Annotated in this window: 13 protein-coding genes and 1 pseudogene; 8 read left to right on the plus strand and 6 right to left on the minus strand. The window is 65.3% G+C overall.

Annotation, left to right across the window (positions count from 1 at the left end; genetic code table 11):
- Positions 1-127 precede the first annotated feature (127 nt).
- From ACXMYJ_RS27075 to ACXMYJ_RS27085, 3 genes and pseudogenes are all read right to left on the minus strand, one after another.
- A pseudogene (locus ACXMYJ_RS27075) lies at positions 128-556 on the minus strand (sterol desaturase family protein); the annotation flags it as partial.
- 47 nt (positions 557-603) lie between these two features.
- Entirely contained in the window at positions 604-1,374 is a 771-nt protein-coding gene (locus ACXMYJ_RS27080; protein WP_011856849.1) for a helix-turn-helix domain-containing protein, read from the minus strand.
- A 455-nt stretch (positions 1,375-1,829) separates the two neighbouring features.
- On the minus strand, positions 1,830-2,660 hold the full coding sequence (locus tag ACXMYJ_RS27085) for an alpha/beta fold hydrolase (RefSeq protein ID WP_041925389.1): 831 nt from the start codon (positions 2,658-2,660) through the stop codon (positions 1,830-1,832).
- A gap of 156 nt (positions 2,661-2,816) precedes the next feature.
- Between ACXMYJ_RS27085 and ACXMYJ_RS27090 the strand changes: the two genes are divergently transcribed.
- The 7 genes from ACXMYJ_RS27090 to ACXMYJ_RS27120 all read left to right on the plus strand — a co-directional run bounded on the left by ACXMYJ_RS27090 (position 2,817) and on the right by ACXMYJ_RS27120 (position 9,937).
- Entirely contained in the window at positions 2,817-3,029 is a 213-nt protein-coding gene (locus ACXMYJ_RS27090) for a heavy-metal-associated domain-containing protein (RefSeq protein ID WP_011856847.1), read from the plus strand.
- Entirely contained in the window at positions 3,026-3,997 is a 972-nt protein-coding gene (locus tag ACXMYJ_RS27095) for a heavy-metal-associated domain-containing protein (RefSeq protein ID WP_460359342.1), read from the plus strand. The genes ACXMYJ_RS27090 and ACXMYJ_RS27095 overlap by 4 nt, the downstream gene beginning before the upstream one ends.
- Before the next feature lie 40 nt (positions 3,998-4,037).
- The gene (locus ACXMYJ_RS27100) at positions 4,038-6,323 is read left to right on the plus strand and encodes a heavy metal translocating P-type ATPase (RefSeq protein ID WP_460359343.1); all 2,286 of its coding nucleotides are present in this window, start codon (positions 4,038-4,040) and stop codon (positions 6,321-6,323) included.
- A 26-nt stretch (positions 6,324-6,349) separates the two neighbouring features.
- On the plus strand, positions 6,350-6,628 hold the full coding sequence (locus ACXMYJ_RS27105; protein WP_073681638.1) for a YHS domain-containing protein: 279 nt from the start codon (positions 6,350-6,352) through the stop codon (positions 6,626-6,628).
- A gap of 70 nt (positions 6,629-6,698) precedes the next feature.
- Positions 6,699-7,028: a metal-sensitive transcriptional regulator gene (locus ACXMYJ_RS27110; protein ID WP_011856766.1), complete on the plus strand. Its 330-nt coding sequence runs from the start codon at positions 6,699-6,701 to the stop codon at positions 7,026-7,028.
- 55 nt (positions 7,029-7,083) lie between these two features.
- A complete protein-coding gene (locus tag ACXMYJ_RS27115; protein ID WP_460359344.1) occupies positions 7,084-9,216 on the plus strand; it encodes a heavy metal translocating P-type ATPase in 2,133 nt (710 codons plus the stop codon).
- 214 nt (positions 9,217-9,430) lie between these two features.
- Positions 9,431-9,937, plus strand: coding sequence for a pyridoxamine 5'-phosphate oxidase family protein (locus tag ACXMYJ_RS27120; RefSeq protein WP_460359345.1), 507 nt, complete (start codon positions 9,431-9,433; stop codon positions 9,935-9,937).
- A gap of 34 nt (positions 9,938-9,971) precedes the next feature.
- Here the strand turns inward: ACXMYJ_RS27120 and ACXMYJ_RS27125 are convergent, their stop codons facing one another.
- The 3 genes from ACXMYJ_RS27125 to ACXMYJ_RS27135 form a co-directional block, all read right to left on the minus strand.
- The gene (locus tag ACXMYJ_RS27125; protein WP_460359346.1) at positions 9,972-10,856 is read right to left on the minus strand and encodes a hypothetical protein; all 885 of its coding nucleotides are present in this window, start codon (positions 10,854-10,856) and stop codon (positions 9,972-9,974) included.
- Positions 10,857-11,061: 205 nt separating this feature from the next.
- The gene (locus ACXMYJ_RS27130) at positions 11,062-13,461 is read right to left on the minus strand and encodes a S8 family peptidase (RefSeq protein ID WP_460359347.1); all 2,400 of its coding nucleotides are present in this window, start codon (positions 13,459-13,461) and stop codon (positions 11,062-11,064) included.
- Positions 13,462-13,634: 173 nt separating this feature from the next.
- Positions 13,635-14,597, minus strand: coding sequence for an AAA family ATPase (locus ACXMYJ_RS27135; protein ID WP_460359348.1), 963 nt, complete (start codon positions 14,595-14,597; stop codon positions 13,635-13,637).
- Positions 14,598-14,998: 401 nt separating this feature from the next.
- On the opposite strand from ACXMYJ_RS27135, the gene ACXMYJ_RS27140 reads away from it, so the two are divergent.
- On the plus strand, positions 14,999-15,439 hold the full coding sequence (locus tag ACXMYJ_RS27140; RefSeq protein ID WP_460359349.1) for a hypothetical protein: 441 nt from the start codon (positions 14,999-15,001) through the stop codon (positions 15,437-15,439).
- Positions 15,440-15,571 lie beyond the last annotated feature (132 nt).

Here is a 15,571-nt window from a genome sequence, read left to right on the forward strand (position 1 = left end):
TGCGCAGATCGGCCACCATCTGCACCGCCCGCACCTTCAGCTCGTCTGGATACCGCCTCGATGACTTCGATCCCACGTGCCCATCCTTCCCAACGGAAGAACTCTCCAGACACGCCGGGGTGGATCAGATCTTGTGGCTGGCCACATGGACCACGGTGATGCCGAGGTCGGCGATCATGATCGCGGCGAGGACCTGCAGCGGCAATGCCCAGGTGCGCGGCCACAGCTGCGGGGCCGGGACGACCGCCGCCAGTAGTGGAATGGCAGCCACGCTGGCCAGGATCAGCGTCTCGTTGACTGCGACGTGGATGCGGTCGCGCCTGCTGTCTGCCTGATCATGATTCCATTCGGGGTCATACGGAATGACACGTTCGACCAGCAACGCGGTGGCAATCGCGACGGCCATCACGGCCAGCAGCCAGTATTTCGGGGCGCCGGCGGCGGTTAACGCCACACCGGCGCCGTTGAGGCCGAGCAGCATGACCGGCACGTAGCCGTATCGGGCCACCGCCTGTGCCGCGGTGACCGCCGTCAATGGCGGGGACTTCGTGCTCACCACCTGATCGTCGCGGCTACTGGCGTGGCAGAGCTTGAATGATCCGGCTACACGGCGGTGTCGAGGTCCCAGGACACGTGCCGGCTCAACACCGAGGGCGCCAGCCCGAACATCTCCCGCGTGGTACGGGTCAGATGGGCGCTGTCGGAAAACCCCGCATTATGTGCGGCGCCGGTCAGGTCATCGCCGGCGTGCGCGCAAATGATGGCGAGCCGCAGCCGTAACCACAGCACGTAGCGGCGCAGCGGAATGCCGACCTGTTCGGTGAACAGATGGGTCAATCGGCTCGCAGACACACCGACCTGGGCCGCGAGTTCGGTACCTCCCACTGGGCCCGCGGCCACAAGGTCGGGGAGCACCCGCAACGCCTCGTCGACGGCGCGATGGCGCGTCATTGCTTCATCAGCTGCCATGGCGGGTGCGAGGTGTTCGAACAGCTCGTCGACCACGACGGCCAACGGACGTCGGCGGGTGAACGTCAACACCGGAGCAACAGTCCAGCCGGACCGAAGCGCGCGCAGGTGCGCCGAGCGCCCTGGGGCAGACTCCGGTTCCAAGAACACCACGGTGCCCTCCGGCGCGCCGACTTCGACCCGGTGTGGCGCATCGGCGGGCACGACCACCTTGGTGCCGCGATGCTGGTTGCCGTGCTCGTCACGCATCGTGAAAGGTGTTGTTGCGGTGACAATCTGGACGGCATGGTGGGCGTGTAGGTCGGTGGTGCCAATCGATCCGGTGAACGCCAACACCCCAGGTCGCAGCAGTGCCGTCCCGCCCCAGTGCGGTTCACCGGTGATACCACCGCCATCCCGCATCATCGCCACGAATCGATGCTACGGCCTTCCACTAATCAACTTACCGCGGCGCCAGCAACGGGGAACATCGAATCAGGCGTGGCCAGCCATCCGCCGCCACGGGTAATGCAGGATATGCGCCATTGGCCAGTCACCCACCGCCGCGCCTAGCTCGGGCGCCCTTGTACCGTATACCCCTCAGGGGTACCTTCGTTGTATCACCCGGGGCGGGTAGCCCGACGACTGGAAGGCGTATCGCTGGTGACCGTACAAGAAAGATTTCGGCAGCTCGTCCAAAGCCAGACCGCACGGTCGATCGCCAAATGCATCGCTTTGTGCGCGGTGGGTCGTGTCACTAGTGGGCGCCGCTCAGGCAAGGCCAGCGAGGGAAAGTCCTGCTGCGGCTGACAGCACCGCGACAGGCTGCCCCCGAGCGGCTTGCCGCCGGAGCGTCAGGCCCCTCACTGCTGCCCCAGTCCTTAGTGCCCGTCTTCATGGACCCGAGTGTCCCGGTCCGATGTTCTACGAAGGAAGTTCTCGATCGCCGGGCCGAAAGCGTGTGCCATGTCCTCAGCGTCGACGAATTGGCGGGACATCGAAACTTCGGCGAGGACCCCTCGTGGAAGGACATCGGCGAGGCTGTGTGCCAAGCACTCGGGGTGACGGATGTCGTCGCCGGCGATGACGAGCGTCGCAGTGTCGATGCGCCGGAGGTCCTCGACCGTTGCAAAGGCGCGGTCATGACCGATTGACGCCGCGGCCGCCGCACTGTGGGCGTCAGCGCGCGGAATAGCCTCAGCGACCAGGTTGGCGATCAGCGGCTGAAGATCAGGAATGAACAATTCCCAGGCGGCCTGCAGACCGCGGGAACGGGCACGCTCGGCGAAACGATCCATCAGATCGGTGTCTGCGGCTTTGTCCGCATCGTCCTCTATCGCTTCAGCGCTGATGACCACCGCCGACCGGGCGATACGGGGGTGCTGGAGGCACGTCCGCAAAACGATGGTGCCGCCCAGTCCGGCGCCGACAAGGTGGGCGCAGGTGTCATCGAGCGCGTGAATGATCGCAATGACGTCGCTGACGTACTGATCCCATCGGTGCAACGTCGGGTCGGGACAACGCGATGCTCCGTACCCTCGAATGTCAGGCAACGCAACGCGATACCGGCCAGCGAGCCGGTCAGCAAGCGGTCGCATGCTGTAGTGATCCGGACCCCCACCATGAAGCATGATGATCAGTTCGCCGCGCCCGACGACCTCCCCCATGAGGGGCCAGCCATCATCTCCGACGTGTAACGCGCGCACCACCAACTGATCCCTCCCGTCGTTCCGGGATAGCGCTACGCGCGTCGACACCACACCAACGACCCCGGAAAGTAACCCTTGAAGCATACCCCCAAGGGGTATATGCTCTCTTACGCATACCCGGTAGGGGTATCTACACCCGTCGAGGATAGGAGATCGGTGATGAGCACGAGCACGTACGCCGTCACAGGGATGACTTGCGGACATTGCGAGCTCTCGGTGCGCGAAGAGGTCAGCGAGGTCGCCGGAGTTGAAGACGTCGAAGTTAGCGCCAAAACCGGCACCCTGATCGTGACGTCGAGCCGTCCCGTCGACGACGCGCAGATCCTCAACGCCGTCGACGAGGCCGGCTACTCGGCGGTGCGTGTCGCATGAACGCCGCGGGACGATTGACAGCGTTTGGTGCCGGACTGGCAGGGGCGTTCACGGCTGCATACGTCACCGCCGCAGCGGTCGTCCCTGATACCGCGGCGACATCTCCCCAGACCCAAACTTCCGATGCTGCAGCGGATCACAGCGCGCCGCCGACCGAGCAGGCGTCGCCAGTCGTTCCCTTCGCCGACCCGCCGGGGTTGTCGTTGGCCGAAGACGGATACGTCCTGAGCCCGGTGCGGTCCCCCAGCGCACCCAACGATCGGGGAACGTTGAGCTTCACCATCGTCGACCCGGGCGGCACGCCGCTGCTGGACTACGCGACCGTGCACGACAAGCAACTGCACCTCATCGTGGTCCGTTCCGACGGCCAGCACTTCGCCCATGTACACCCAAGGCTGGACGCGGCCACCGGCACGTGGTCAACGTCGTGGACGTGGAATGCCGCCGGCACCTACCGCGTGTTCGCCGACTTCCAACCCGCAGGGGCGGGCAGCGCCAAACTCACCCTCACCCGAACCGTGCAGGTGGCCGGCGCGTTCGTCCCGGCGGTGGCGAGTGCCGCACGCACCGTGGATGAAATCGCCGGATACACCGTGAAACTGGACGGTGCCCTCACCGCGGGCGTCTCCCACCAACTCACCGCGACAGTCACGCGCGACGGCCGGCCGGTGATGACCTTGCAGCCCTACCTGGGGGCTTACGGCCATCTCGTCGCCTTGCGTGAGGGAGACCTGGCGTATCTACATGTGCACCCTGAGGGGGCCGAGCCGGTGCCGGGCGGCACCGGTGGGCCTGCGGTGTCGTTCGCGGCGACCGCACCCACCGCCGGGCGCTACCTGCTCTACCTCGACTTCAAAGTCCAGGACACCGTGCACACCGCCAGCTTCGTCGTCGACGCCGCACCCGGTGGCACCAACGAGCCCGCGCCAGAGCCATCGCGTGACGCCGGCCATGCCGGCGGGCACTGAGCTATCCCGTCCGAAGCAGAAACTGAAAGGCAGTGGCTTCATGACGACATCGACACCGGTGTCTGGCCCGAGTGTGGAACTCCGCATCGGGGGAATGACCTGCGCCTCCTGCGCCAACCGCATCGAGCGCAAGCTCAACAAGCTCGACGGCGTGGCCGCGACAGTCAATTACGCGACGGAAAAGGCCACCGTCACGGTGCCTGACGGATACGATCCGGCGCTGCTGATCGCCGAGGTGGAGAAGACGGGCTACACCGCCGCGCTCCCGACACCGCGCACGCCGATGCCCTCCGACGCATCCGGTGACACCCCGCACGCCGCGGACACCGCCGACCCCGAACTGGCCTCGCTGCGGCACCGCCTGAGGGCCTCGGCCGTCCTGACGGTGCCGGTCGTCGCGATGGCGATGATCCCGGCGCTGCAGTTCACGTACTGGCAGTGGGCGTCGCTCACGCTGGCTGCCCCCGTCGTCGTGTGGGCAGCATGGCCATTCCACCGGGCCGCCTGGGCCAACCTGCGACACGGCACCGCGACCATGGATACGCTCATTTCACTGGGCACCGTGTCGGCGTTCCTGTGGTCGCTGTATGCGCTGTTTCTGGGCAGCGCCGGCACGGCGGGTATGAAGCATCCCTTCGCGTTCACCCTGGCGCCGTCGCATGGCGCCGCCAACATCTACCTCGAAGTCGCCGCCGGCGTAACCACGTTCATCCTGGCCGGACGCTACTTCGAGAAGCGGTCCAAACGGCAGGCCGGAGCGGCACTACGAGCCCTACTCGGCCTAGGCGCCAAAGACGTATCCGTCCTGCGCGGCGGGACGGAAACCAAGATCGCCATCGAAGAACTCGTGGTTGGCGACGAGTTCATCGTGCGCCCGGGGGAGAAGATCGCCACCGACGGCGTGGTGGTGTCCGGTTCCTCGGCTGTCGACGCCTCGATGCTGACCGGCGAAGCGGTACCCGTGGAAGTCGCTACCGGCGACACCGTGGTCGGTGCCACCGTCAACGCCGGCGGCCGGCTGGTGGTGCAGGCCACTCGCGTCGGCTCGGACACCCAGCTCGCGCAGATGGCCCAGCTAGTCGAACGCGCCCAGACCGGCAAGGCCGAAGTGCAACGCCTGGCCGATCGCATTTCCGGCGTCTTCGTACCGATCGTCATCGCTATCGCCGTGATCACCCTCGGCGCCTGGCTGGGCGCGGGATTCTCAGTCGCCGCCGCGTTCACCGCAGCGGTCGCGGTCCTCGTCATCGCCTGCCCCTGCGCCCTCGGGCTGGCCACGCCCACCGCCCTGCTGGTGGGCACCGGCCGCGGCGCACAAATCGGCGTGCTGATCAAAGGTCCCGAGGTGCTCGAATCCACCCGCAAGGTTGACACCGTGGTGCTGGACAAGACCGGCACCGTCACCACCGGCAAAATGACGCTGGTCGATGTCATCACAGCGCCGGAAACCCAACGTGCGGAGCTGCTTCGACTGGCCGGCGCCCTGGAGAACGCCTCCGAGCACCCCATCGCCCAAGCCGTCGCCGCCGCGGCGGCCGAGGAACTCCACGCCTTGCCCGTTCCGGAGGACTTCGCGAATGTCGAAGGTAAAGGCGTCCACGGCATCGTGGATGGACACGCCGTCGTCGTCGGGCGCGAATCACTGCTGTCCGACTGGGCGCAACACCTCAGCCCGGATCTGTCCCACGCCAAGGCCCGCGCGCAAGCCCAGGGAAAGACCGTGGTAGCGGTCGGGTGGGACGGGCAGGCGCGCGGTGTACTCGTCATCGCTGACACCGTGAAACCGACAAGCGCACAGGCAATCTCGCAGATGCGTGACATCGGTCTGACCCCCGTGTTGCTCACCGGCGACAACGAAGCCGTCGCTCGACAGATCGCCGCCGAAGTCGGCATCGACGACGTCATCGCCGAAGTCATGCCCGAAGGCAAGGTTGACGTCATCGCACGCCTCCAAGCCGAAGGCAAGACGGTCGCCATGGTCGGCGACGGAGTCAACGACGCGCCCGCCCTCGCCCAAGCCGACCTCGGTCTGGCGATGGGCACCGGCACCGACGTCGCCATCGAGGCCTCCGACATCACCCTGGTGCGCGGTGACCTGCGCAGCGCCGTTGACGCGATCAGGCTGTCCCGCGAAACACTGTCGACGATCAAAACCAACCTGTTCTGGGCGTTCGCCTACAACGTCGCAGCGATCCCCGTCGCAGCACTGGGCATGCTCAATCCGATGCTGGCCGGAGCCGCAATGGCATTCTCCAGCGTCTTCGTGGTGGGCAACAGCCTGCGCCTGCGCCGCTTCAAAACCACTTCCGCCGACAACACCAGTTAAATCACCGCCACCTGTGAGGAGAACCCATGTCCGAGAATCAGAACCGCACGTCAGCCTGCTGCTGCAGCGGCGCAGCCGACAAAATCGATACCTCACCCATCGACCCTACGGCGAGGAACCTGCTTCACCTCGGATCGCAGAACGAGACCACCTGCCCCGTGATGCCCGGCACGCCGGTGAACAAGACGATCGCCGAAGCGGCGGGACTATTCCGTGACTATCGCGGTCGGCGTTACTGGTTCTGCTGCAAGGGATGCGGACCACGCTTCGACCGCGACCCCGACAAGTATGCCTCCGCCGCATGACCGCGACCCTCGTCGCGCACTCCTCGCCGGGCACCCAAAGTTAGTCACCACCACGCACAAGGAAAGCGTCATGACCCACGCCGACAACACCAGGCACTGCCCCTCAACAGGCACCACCCACCACGGCTACATCACCGATAAAGACAAATACCTCAAGCGGTTGAAGCGCATCGAAGGCCAAGCCCGCGGCATCAGCAGAATGATCGAAGAGGAGCGGTACTGCATCGACATCCTGACCCAAACAGACGCGCTCACCAAAGCCCTCCAAGGCGTCGCGCTGGCACTGCTTGACGACCATCTTCGCCACTGCGTCCGTGACGCCGCCGCCACCGGCGGACCGGCCGCTGACGCCAAACTCACAGAAGCCTCTGAAGCCATCGCCCGCTTGGTGCGTTCCTAACACCCACATCATCAATGCGCGTCGACTGAAACGCGAAGTCCCCTAAGGAAAGAACATGACAAACCGCGATGACCACGGCGTAGCAACATCCCACCCTGGCGGGCACGCCCACCACCAATTCCCCAGCGCACACCCTGACACCCACCCACACGGCGAACACCACGGCCATGACAATCACACCGGCCACACGGGCCATAGCGGCCACGGCGGTGACCACGTGGCCCAATTCCGCAAGCTCTTCTGGATCAACCTGATCATCGCCATACCGGTCGTCGCGTTCTCAACCATGTTCGCGATGCTGCTCGGTTACGACGTCCCCGACTTCCCCGGCGCACGCTGGATCGCGCCCCTGCTCGGGACAGTGATGTACGTCGTCGGTGGCCGCCCCTTCCTCACCGGTGCGCTGAACGAGATCCGTTCCCGCAAACCAGGAATGATGCTCCTGATCGGACTGGCGATCACCGTCGCCTTTTTCGCGTCCTGGGGCGCGAGCTTGGGCCTGCTCCACCACGAGCTGGAATTCTGGTGGGAACTCGCCCTTCTCATCGTCATCATGCTGCTCGGCCACTGGGTAGAAATGCGCTCGCTGGCCCAGACCACCTCAGCGCTGGACTCACTGGCCGCACTACTTCCCGACGAAGCCGAGAAGATCGACGGCGACCGCACCGTCACCGTCTCGCCGACCGACCTGCACGTCGGCGATGTCGTTGTAGTCCGACCCGGCGGCAGCATCCCTGCCGACGGCAAGATCGTCGACGGACGCGCCGACATGGACGAGTCCATGGTGACCGGCGAATCCCGGCCCGTTACCCGCGGCGTCGGGGATCCCGTCACAGCCGGCACCGTCGCCACCGATTCCGGGCTTCGGGTCCAGATCACCGCCACCGGCGACGACACCGCCCTAGCAGGCATCCAACGCCTGGTCACCGAAGCACAGAATTCGTCCTCGCGTGCCCAGCGCCTTGCCGACAAGGCCGCCGGCTGGCTGTTCTGGTTCGCCCTGATCACCGCCGCGATCACCGCGGCGGCATGGACAATCGTCGGCAACCCCGATGCCTCGGTGGTAAGAGCGATCACCGTGCTGGTCATCGCCTGCCCTCATGCGCTGGGCCTGGCGATACCACTGGTCGTGTCCATCGCCACCGAACGCGCCGCCAGAGGCGGCGTCTTGATCAAAGACCGGCTGGCCCTGGAAGGTATGCGCACTGTCGACGCCGTGCTGTTCGACAAGACCGGCACCCTGACGAAAGGCGAACCCACCGTCACCGCCGTCGAGGCGACCGGAGACGACGACGGCGACACCGTGCTCGCGCTCGCCGCCGCCGCCGAGACCGACAGTGAACACCCCCTGGCGCGGGCCATCGTGAAAGCCGCCGAGGATAGGGGATTAACCGTGCCGCGCGCCAGCGGCTTCTCGTCCTCTCCTGCCGTCGGTGTGACTGCGACGGTCGACGGGCACGAAATCCGAGTGGGCGGCCCCCGACTTCTCGAAGAAGTCGGCGCCCAGGAGGTCCCCGCGGCCACCGCGTGGCGCGGCGAAGGCGCCATCATTCTGCACGTCATCCGCGACGGAGAGGTGCTCGGCGGCCTGCGCTTGGCCGACGAGATCCGCCCCGAATCCCGCGAAGCCGTCGATGCGCTTCACAAGCTTGGCGTGCAAGTCGTCATGATCACCGGCGACGCCGAAGCCGTCGCCAATAGTGTCGGCCACGAACTGGGCATCGACCGGGTGTTCGCGGGGGTGCGCCCCGAAGACAAGGCGTCGAAAGTTGCTGCCCTGCAACACGAGGGCAAAAAGGTTGCCATGGTCGGCGATGGAGTCAACGATGCCCCCGGCTTGGCGCAGGCCGACGTCGGCATCGCCATCGGTGCCGGCACTGACGTCGCCATCGCTTCCGCCGGTGTCATCCTGGCCAGTTCCGACCCCCGCTCGGTGCTGTCGGTCATCGAGCTGTCCCGCGCCAGCTACCGCAAGATGAAACAGAATCTCTGGTGGGGCGCCGGGTACAACCTCATCTCTGTGCCCCTGGCTGCTGGTGTGCTGGCACCCATCGGCATCGTGCTGCCCATGTCGGTCGGCGCCCTCCTCATGTCACTGTCAACGATCGTCGTCGCGCTCAACGCGCAACTTCTGCGCCGCCTCGATTTGTCGCCCGAGGCGAGCACCCGCGCCGTTCTCAACCGTTAGGGGACGGCCCACCATGTGGAGCAGCCGGCGACCATGTGAATTCGAATCGCCGCTCCCCACCAGGTGGAGCTTCGCACGAAGAAAGCAAATGCAGTCGCCGGTCGAATTCTCAATTATCCGTCGACCGCCGGTACCTTCGGATGCGCCGTAGACGGCGTGTAGCTGAGCGACAAGCCACCCAATCGGAGCCGGGGAAGCGGAGGAAGGAGCACCAGTGACCGACCTCGCCACTGTCGAAAATTCGATTCGACGACGGTCGTTCGGCACCCTGTCGACGCTCGATAGCAGCGGCAACCCCCACGCGACGGCCGTCACGTACGCAGCGGCCGGTGAAGGCACAAACCTGACGTTGTACATCACGACCCGTACTACGAACGTCAAGGTGGGAAACATCCGACGACGCCCACAGGTAGCCTTCGTCATTCCCGTGCCGCACCGCTTTCTCCCCATGATGCCGCCGGCAGCTGTCCAGTTTGCGGGGTCGGCCGAAATACTGAACCACGAAAACGCCGACGCGCGAGGGGCATTCCACGCGGACTGGTTCCTCCGTCGCATTCTCGCCGCCGAGGAGCGCATCGTCTCTCAGAGTGCTGAGCTGTGCTTCATCGCGGTCCGGCCGAGGCGATGGTTATCCACCTACGGCATCGGAATGTCGGCCCTCGACATCGTGCGTCATCCGGGCGACGCCATCGAGCGGGCAGACCTGACGGGCGGAAACTAGCCGTCAGACCGTGAATTGGCCACCCAGGCGTAGGTCAATGCACATGGTCGTGGTCTTGGTGGTCGTCTAGCGGCGTCGCCGCTGGAAGCGGCTCGCTGATGGGCACGGGCGTAGCCTGCTCAGGCGCGCCGCCAGAGCCAGCGCCTGGCGCAGGAGCTTCGACTGGGCGCACGGCAGGCGGGGGAGACGTCGGCTCCGGATCGTGGCTGTGATAGTCGTCGACGTGTTCTGCACCGGTTCCGTGATCATCGGAGGCGGGCTCCCCAGCGGGCGCTGCAGGGGATGGTTCAGGATGGCTGTGATGGTCGTCAGTCTGCTCTGCACCAGGTCCGTGGTGATGAGCCCCTGCTTCAGCGCCGGCCGGGGCGTGGTGGCCGTGCCGTAGACCAGAGGCAGCGCCCACTGTGGACGCCAACGTGACGATCCCAATCGCGCCCAGGAGCACCATGGCACTGCCGACGGCGGGCACCGGTTCTCCTTGAAGGCCGCGGTGCCAGACCCAGCCAGCGCCCATGACGACATAGATCTGAAGCAGCAACGCGCATAGATCCGCGGCTTGGATCAGTTCGGCTTGACCGGCGTGGGGCCCAAGCGGCGCTCCCGCGGTTCTCGACACGGACCAAAGCGCAATAACGGCAAGGTTGACCATGATGCCAAGAGCTAGCACCGGGGTGGTGGTACGGGCGAGTACTAGCCGCGCCCACAACAGTTGGAACAGCGCGATGCCAGCGAAAAACAGGCCCGCTGGCATCCATTCCTGCCAGTGCGTGGGAACGACGGCGAAATGGATGACAGAAGCGCCTAGTGAGGCGAGCGCGGCAAGCCGAGCCGCTAACCGGCTGTCGGTCTTCTTCGCTGTCCTAGGCGCCACCGAACCAGGATGACAGCGCCACCCTCGACACTGGCTGCATGAGGCCACATCTCAATACGAACGAGATTCATTCGTCATCAACTACTGCCGTCCTACGTAGATGGCTCGATGCGACCCTTCGTCTGCGAGTCTCAACCACCGCCGTTCGGCGATAACCAACACCGGCTTCTCTTGAGACCTCGCCGATGCGGCAGTAGCGCACGTCGCTGTTCGCGTCCGGAAACGGCTCAGAGTGTCGCCGGGACTACGCGTGTCACCGTGTCCTGGTGCGCAGTCGTATTTGCAGTTGTTGACGAACGTCCTGGTGGATATCAGCACGAATGGTTGGGGCAACTTCAAGTGTCGCCGCCAGTCCGTAGCGAATTGGTGCCGCCAGGCGTCCTACGTCGACGCGACAGTCGACGTTGATCTCCAGCGCATCGCTGGCAGTGAACACGACGGCCCGCTGACCTTCAAGAATCTCGTGTTGAACCGTACCGTTGCGGGACACGCGCGCTTCAGCTTCCAGGCGCTCGACTCCCAGTGGCTGACGCGGCGGCTCGAAAGATAAACGGGCCATACGATGTCGGCGCGTCGCTGTGTTGACCGGGGAAAGCCAGGCCAGGGTTATCGTCAGCCGTCGCCAGTCGGTCGTCGCAGCCAGGCTGGCCGGCAGAGGCAGTGCAAATGTCTGGCGTTGGTCGGCTGTGATGGACCCGGCGCCGAGGAGGAGAACTCTGTTGGTCGCGGCTGTGACGATCCGTTCGGCGTCGATGGCGCCGTAGCCAAGTAGCTGAGAGATGTCACGACGGTTGAGATCGGCGCCGCCGCCTATGGTGCGGGTCAGCCCCTCGCGCATGGCGCCCCAGGATGCGGCGTGAACAAGCAAAGCCTTGGCAAGCACAGGATGGTATTCGGCGGTGGCGAACGGTGGTTCGCCGTCGGCGGACTGTAGGGCTTCAAGCACATCGAAGATGTGGTCGGCGGTGCGCGTCGCGAGGGCGGTGGCATTGCTGGTTCCGTGCAGATAGGCCGTTCCGTTGAGCGCGCCGCCGTGTCCGGGTGCGGCGACGCGCATACCGGGGCCGGTGATCGTTGTTTCCGCCGGATACAAGGTCGTGGTTCCTTCGGCCGAAGTCGGACGCTGGTGCAGACTTCGACCGCCGGGCAGCAGTATTTCCGGTTTTACCGAGTTGCGGTGGCCGAAACCCACGGGACTGTAGAGCGCGGGCATTCCCGCGTCGGCGGTGTCGAGCACCGTGTCGCTGGTTGGGGTGGTCGCGGCGTCTGCATGCAGGGCTCCCACGGAGATGACGTTCACTGCCTCAGCGGGGGAGAGGAGTCGTCGACGGCGCGCCTGCGCGTACATGGCGGTGCCCACCGCGCGCCGTAGTTCGGATACATCGAGCAGCGCTGCTGCGGGGATGTCGGCGTCAATGGGATGGTTGCCCGCGCTGACCAGGATGAGCACGTTGTACGTGTGGGCGAGCCAGTCCAACAATTTCGCTAGGGGGCTGATGCGGCGCACGAACATCTGGATGGGGTCGCCGATGGACAAGTTGACGATTCTCACGCTGGGAGCCGCAGGATCGTGTTGGCCGTGTCGCTCGAACAGGCGTCGAAAGGCTTCGTGGATGAGGTCGACTAATAGCCGGTCCCTCAGCACGGTTTCGCCTTGGCCACTGAATGGGTGTGGCTGCATGATCGGCCGCACGTACACGCGGCGCTGTGTTGGTCTGCCGGGAGCGTTGAGGTCGCCGTGGCAAATCAGCGACGCCATGGCGGTGCCGTGCTGCATCTGTGATGCGGTATAGGACGCAGCGATCTGGTCAGGATCGTCGATGATCAGTCGTTCGGAGAGGGCGATGTGACCGGCCATCGGCAGGCCATCGAGCAGGGCGATCCGTGGACGTCGGTCGGTGGGCTTCACCGAAAACACTTCGGGTTCAACAGGTTCGTCGGAGGGCGCTGCTGACGGAATGGTCATCGGCCGTGCCGGGGACACATACATGATGGTGTCGGTAGTCAACAGTGCGATCGCGTCGGGCCCGCGATCAAGGACCGCTTCGACCTGACTGTAGGGGATATCAGCGAGAATGGCGTGATAGCCGATGCCGGTGAGTGTCGATTGAGTGATGACTTGGCCGCCGGCTGCGGTGATGAGTTCCCGTACAGTCGTTTCGGCAACCGCCCGGCGGGCGGCATCGCGGCGGAACCACAGCTCGACTTCGACGCGGGCCGTGGTGGCTGACTGTCCAACGACGGCGACGTCTTCGCGCCAGCGCTCCAGCAGACCGGTCTCGCGGACCCGATCTTGGGGTCCCCAGCGCCTCACCTCGCGTAACAGCGAAAAGACCTCGCGTAAGGGCGCTAACCCGAAAGGCATTGCTGCATCGCGGTTCTCCTGCCATCGCGCGAAGAGGGCGAGGAGCTCAACGACGGCCTGGCTGTTCGACATCACAACATAGAGACTGTCGGTCACGGCATCGTCGCTCGGTTCGCCATCGCGTACGGCGTGGAAGTCGTCGTCGGCGGCGAACTCGTCGCCATCAACTTCGAGGAGGAACTCCAGGCCGGGCACACGGGCTGCGGCTCGCGCGAACTCGGCTACGGGCGCGGCGAGGTCGAAGACCACCACAAGCTCGGGATCGGCTTCACTGGTGTCGCCGTCCACGTCGACGCGCCCAGCCTGCAGAGCCTCGTGGAGAGCGGCGAACTGTGGTGCTAGCCGCTGCCCTTGCCGGGCCGGTTCCGGTCCGGCGATGCGAGTTCCAGGAAAGCGGGGCGCGACGGTAGGTATAGGCCCGGTCACCGGGGCGCCGAACGACAGCGGTGGACGCGGAGAGGTCACATCTCCCTCATGGCGTTGCGCTGCTTGAGCCGTTCGCGCACCACATCCTCGACACGGCCATCGGGTAGCGACAACACATAGCGCCGCATGACATCCAGCGCGAACTCCTCAATGTCGGCGTAGCTGGCGCCCGCAAGCTTGTCGGCGAGGGTGCGCGGCGCCATACCGAGGTTCCCGCCGAGCCGCATACGCAGCTGCTCGAGAAAAGCCGTGGCCTGTATGCGCGACGGGGGAGGCAGTGTTAAACGCACCTGAAAGCGGCGCCACGCCGCGCGGTCGAGCAGCTCGCCATGGTTGGTCGCGCAGATGGCGACGACGTGGGAGGGCAAGCGATCGATCTGTAGGAGCAACGTCGAAACGACGCGCTTGATTTCGCCGGTTTCGTGCGCGTCGGAGCGCTCCTTTGCGATGGTGTCGAACTCGTCGAAAAAGAGCACGCAGCGCCGAGTCCTTGCGAACTCGAAAACGTGATCGATTCGACTCGTTGTCTCTCCGAGAAAGCTAGATACAACTCCCTCGTAACGCACGGCGTAGAACGGCACCATCAACTCCGCTGCCAACGCTTCAGCAAGCGAGGTTTTACCGTTACCAGGCGGACCTTCCAAAAGGATGCGGTTACGCGGTTCCAGGCCGTGGCTGCGGAGAAGCTCGCTACGGTGATGCTCCTCGATGATCTCGGTCACCGCCGCCGTGACGACAGGCGCCAGATGCACCTCTGACAATCGCCGCTTAGGCACAATTTCGGTGACCAGATCAGCGACCTGGCGGGCGGTGTCATCACGGGCGAGCAGGCTGCGAGCACCGGCAGTGGTGATCAATTCGGACAGACGATCAGCCACAAGATGGTGCTGATTGTTGCGCTCCTCGGCGATGATCGCCTCCACCAGCATGCGAAAGCGGGCGACGTCGCCACGCTGCTGCGCCTCGACCAGATCAATCACCAGGTCAGACCTCGCCATGGCCCCCTCCTTGCACAATGCCGCTCGCTCGATCATTGCAGATGCGCGCACCACCGCGGGTTCAGCGCCGCACAATGTGGTGCCCTCTAGCAGCGCCAAGAGCCTCCAGATAGCTGTCCGAGGATTCCTTGCCCGCTCAGCCACCGGCCCCGCGCTGGCTGGCCCACAAGCTGCCCGGAGGTGTCACTGGAGGCGCAGTGGTGTGCCGCTAGCGATCGTCGGCGCCCGGTTGCCTAGCTGACTGGTGTGGACGCGACACCCGTTCCAATCCGCGGGATGCTCATCGAGTCCTAGAGTGCGGCGACTGGTGCGGGGTCGCTCCGGCGTCGAAGGCGGCCACGTCCAGGGAAGGCCGGTTACTGTCAGCCCAACCGGAAACAAGTCCTTGCGGAGGTATCGACGTGGCAGTGCGAGGCGAGCGAATCCTGGCAGCAGCGCTGGCAGCAGCGGGAAGGCGGCGATTCCGGAACCGGATCGCCGGGCAAGCCGCCCGCTACTGGTCGGCGCCCACAGGATCGGCCTGGGAAGCGAACTCACACTGGCGCAACGGAATCGGTGATCAAGCCTGGCTGGAGGTCGGTGACGACCACTGGAAGATCTATGAAACCTTCGCCCGAGCCCTTAATTCGCCCAGCCCGAACACGGTGATGGAGTGGGGCGCCGGCGGCGGGGCCAACGCCGTGGCTTTCGCCCCCATGCGCAGCGGTTCATCGCCGCCGACATCTCCCAAGAAAACCTCGACGAATGCGTCCGACAAGTCCGCGCGACGTGCACGACACCCGTCGAGACACGGCGCATCGACCTCGCCTGCCCCGAACAAGCTGGGCCCGCTTCCTGACTGACATCGAGCGATTTTGGTTCTGGTGGTGGTCGGTGGTGTGGGTGGTGGGTGATACTGCCGGGCATGTCCTTGCAGGGCTTGGTCGATGCGACCGCAGACGCGCTCGGTGGTGCGCGTGAGTTGTACGGCCCGG

Source organism: Mycobacterium sp. ZZG (assembly GCF_054786995.1).

Coding starts and splice junctions, on each gene's coding strand:
- ACXMYJ_RS27080 (WP_011856849.1), bottom strand. CDS start 1,374: ATGATGCGGGATGGCGGTGGTATCACCGGTGAACCGCACTGGGGCGGG.
- ACXMYJ_RS27110 (WP_011856766.1), top strand. CDS start 6,699: ATGACCCACGCCGACAACACCAGGCACTGCCCCTCAACAGGCACCACC.
- ACXMYJ_RS27095 (WP_460359342.1), top strand. CDS start 3,026: ATGAACGCCGCGGGACGATTGACAGCGTTTGGTGCCGGACTGGCAGGG.
- ACXMYJ_RS27100 (WP_460359343.1), top strand. CDS start 4,038: ATGACGACATCGACACCGGTGTCTGGCCCGAGTGTGGAACTCCGCATC.
- ACXMYJ_RS27135 (WP_460359348.1), bottom strand. CDS start 14,597: ATGGCGAGGTCTGACCTGGTGATTGATCTGGTCGAGGCGCAGCAGCGT.
- ACXMYJ_RS27115 (WP_460359344.1), top strand. CDS start 7,084: ATGACAAACCGCGATGACCACGGCGTAGCAACATCCCACCCTGGCGGG.
- ACXMYJ_RS27090 (WP_011856847.1), top strand. CDS start 2,817: ATGAGCACGAGCACGTACGCCGTCACAGGGATGACTTGCGGACATTGC.
- ACXMYJ_RS27105 (WP_073681638.1), top strand. CDS start 6,350: ATGTCCGAGAATCAGAACCGCACGTCAGCCTGCTGCTGCAGCGGCGCA.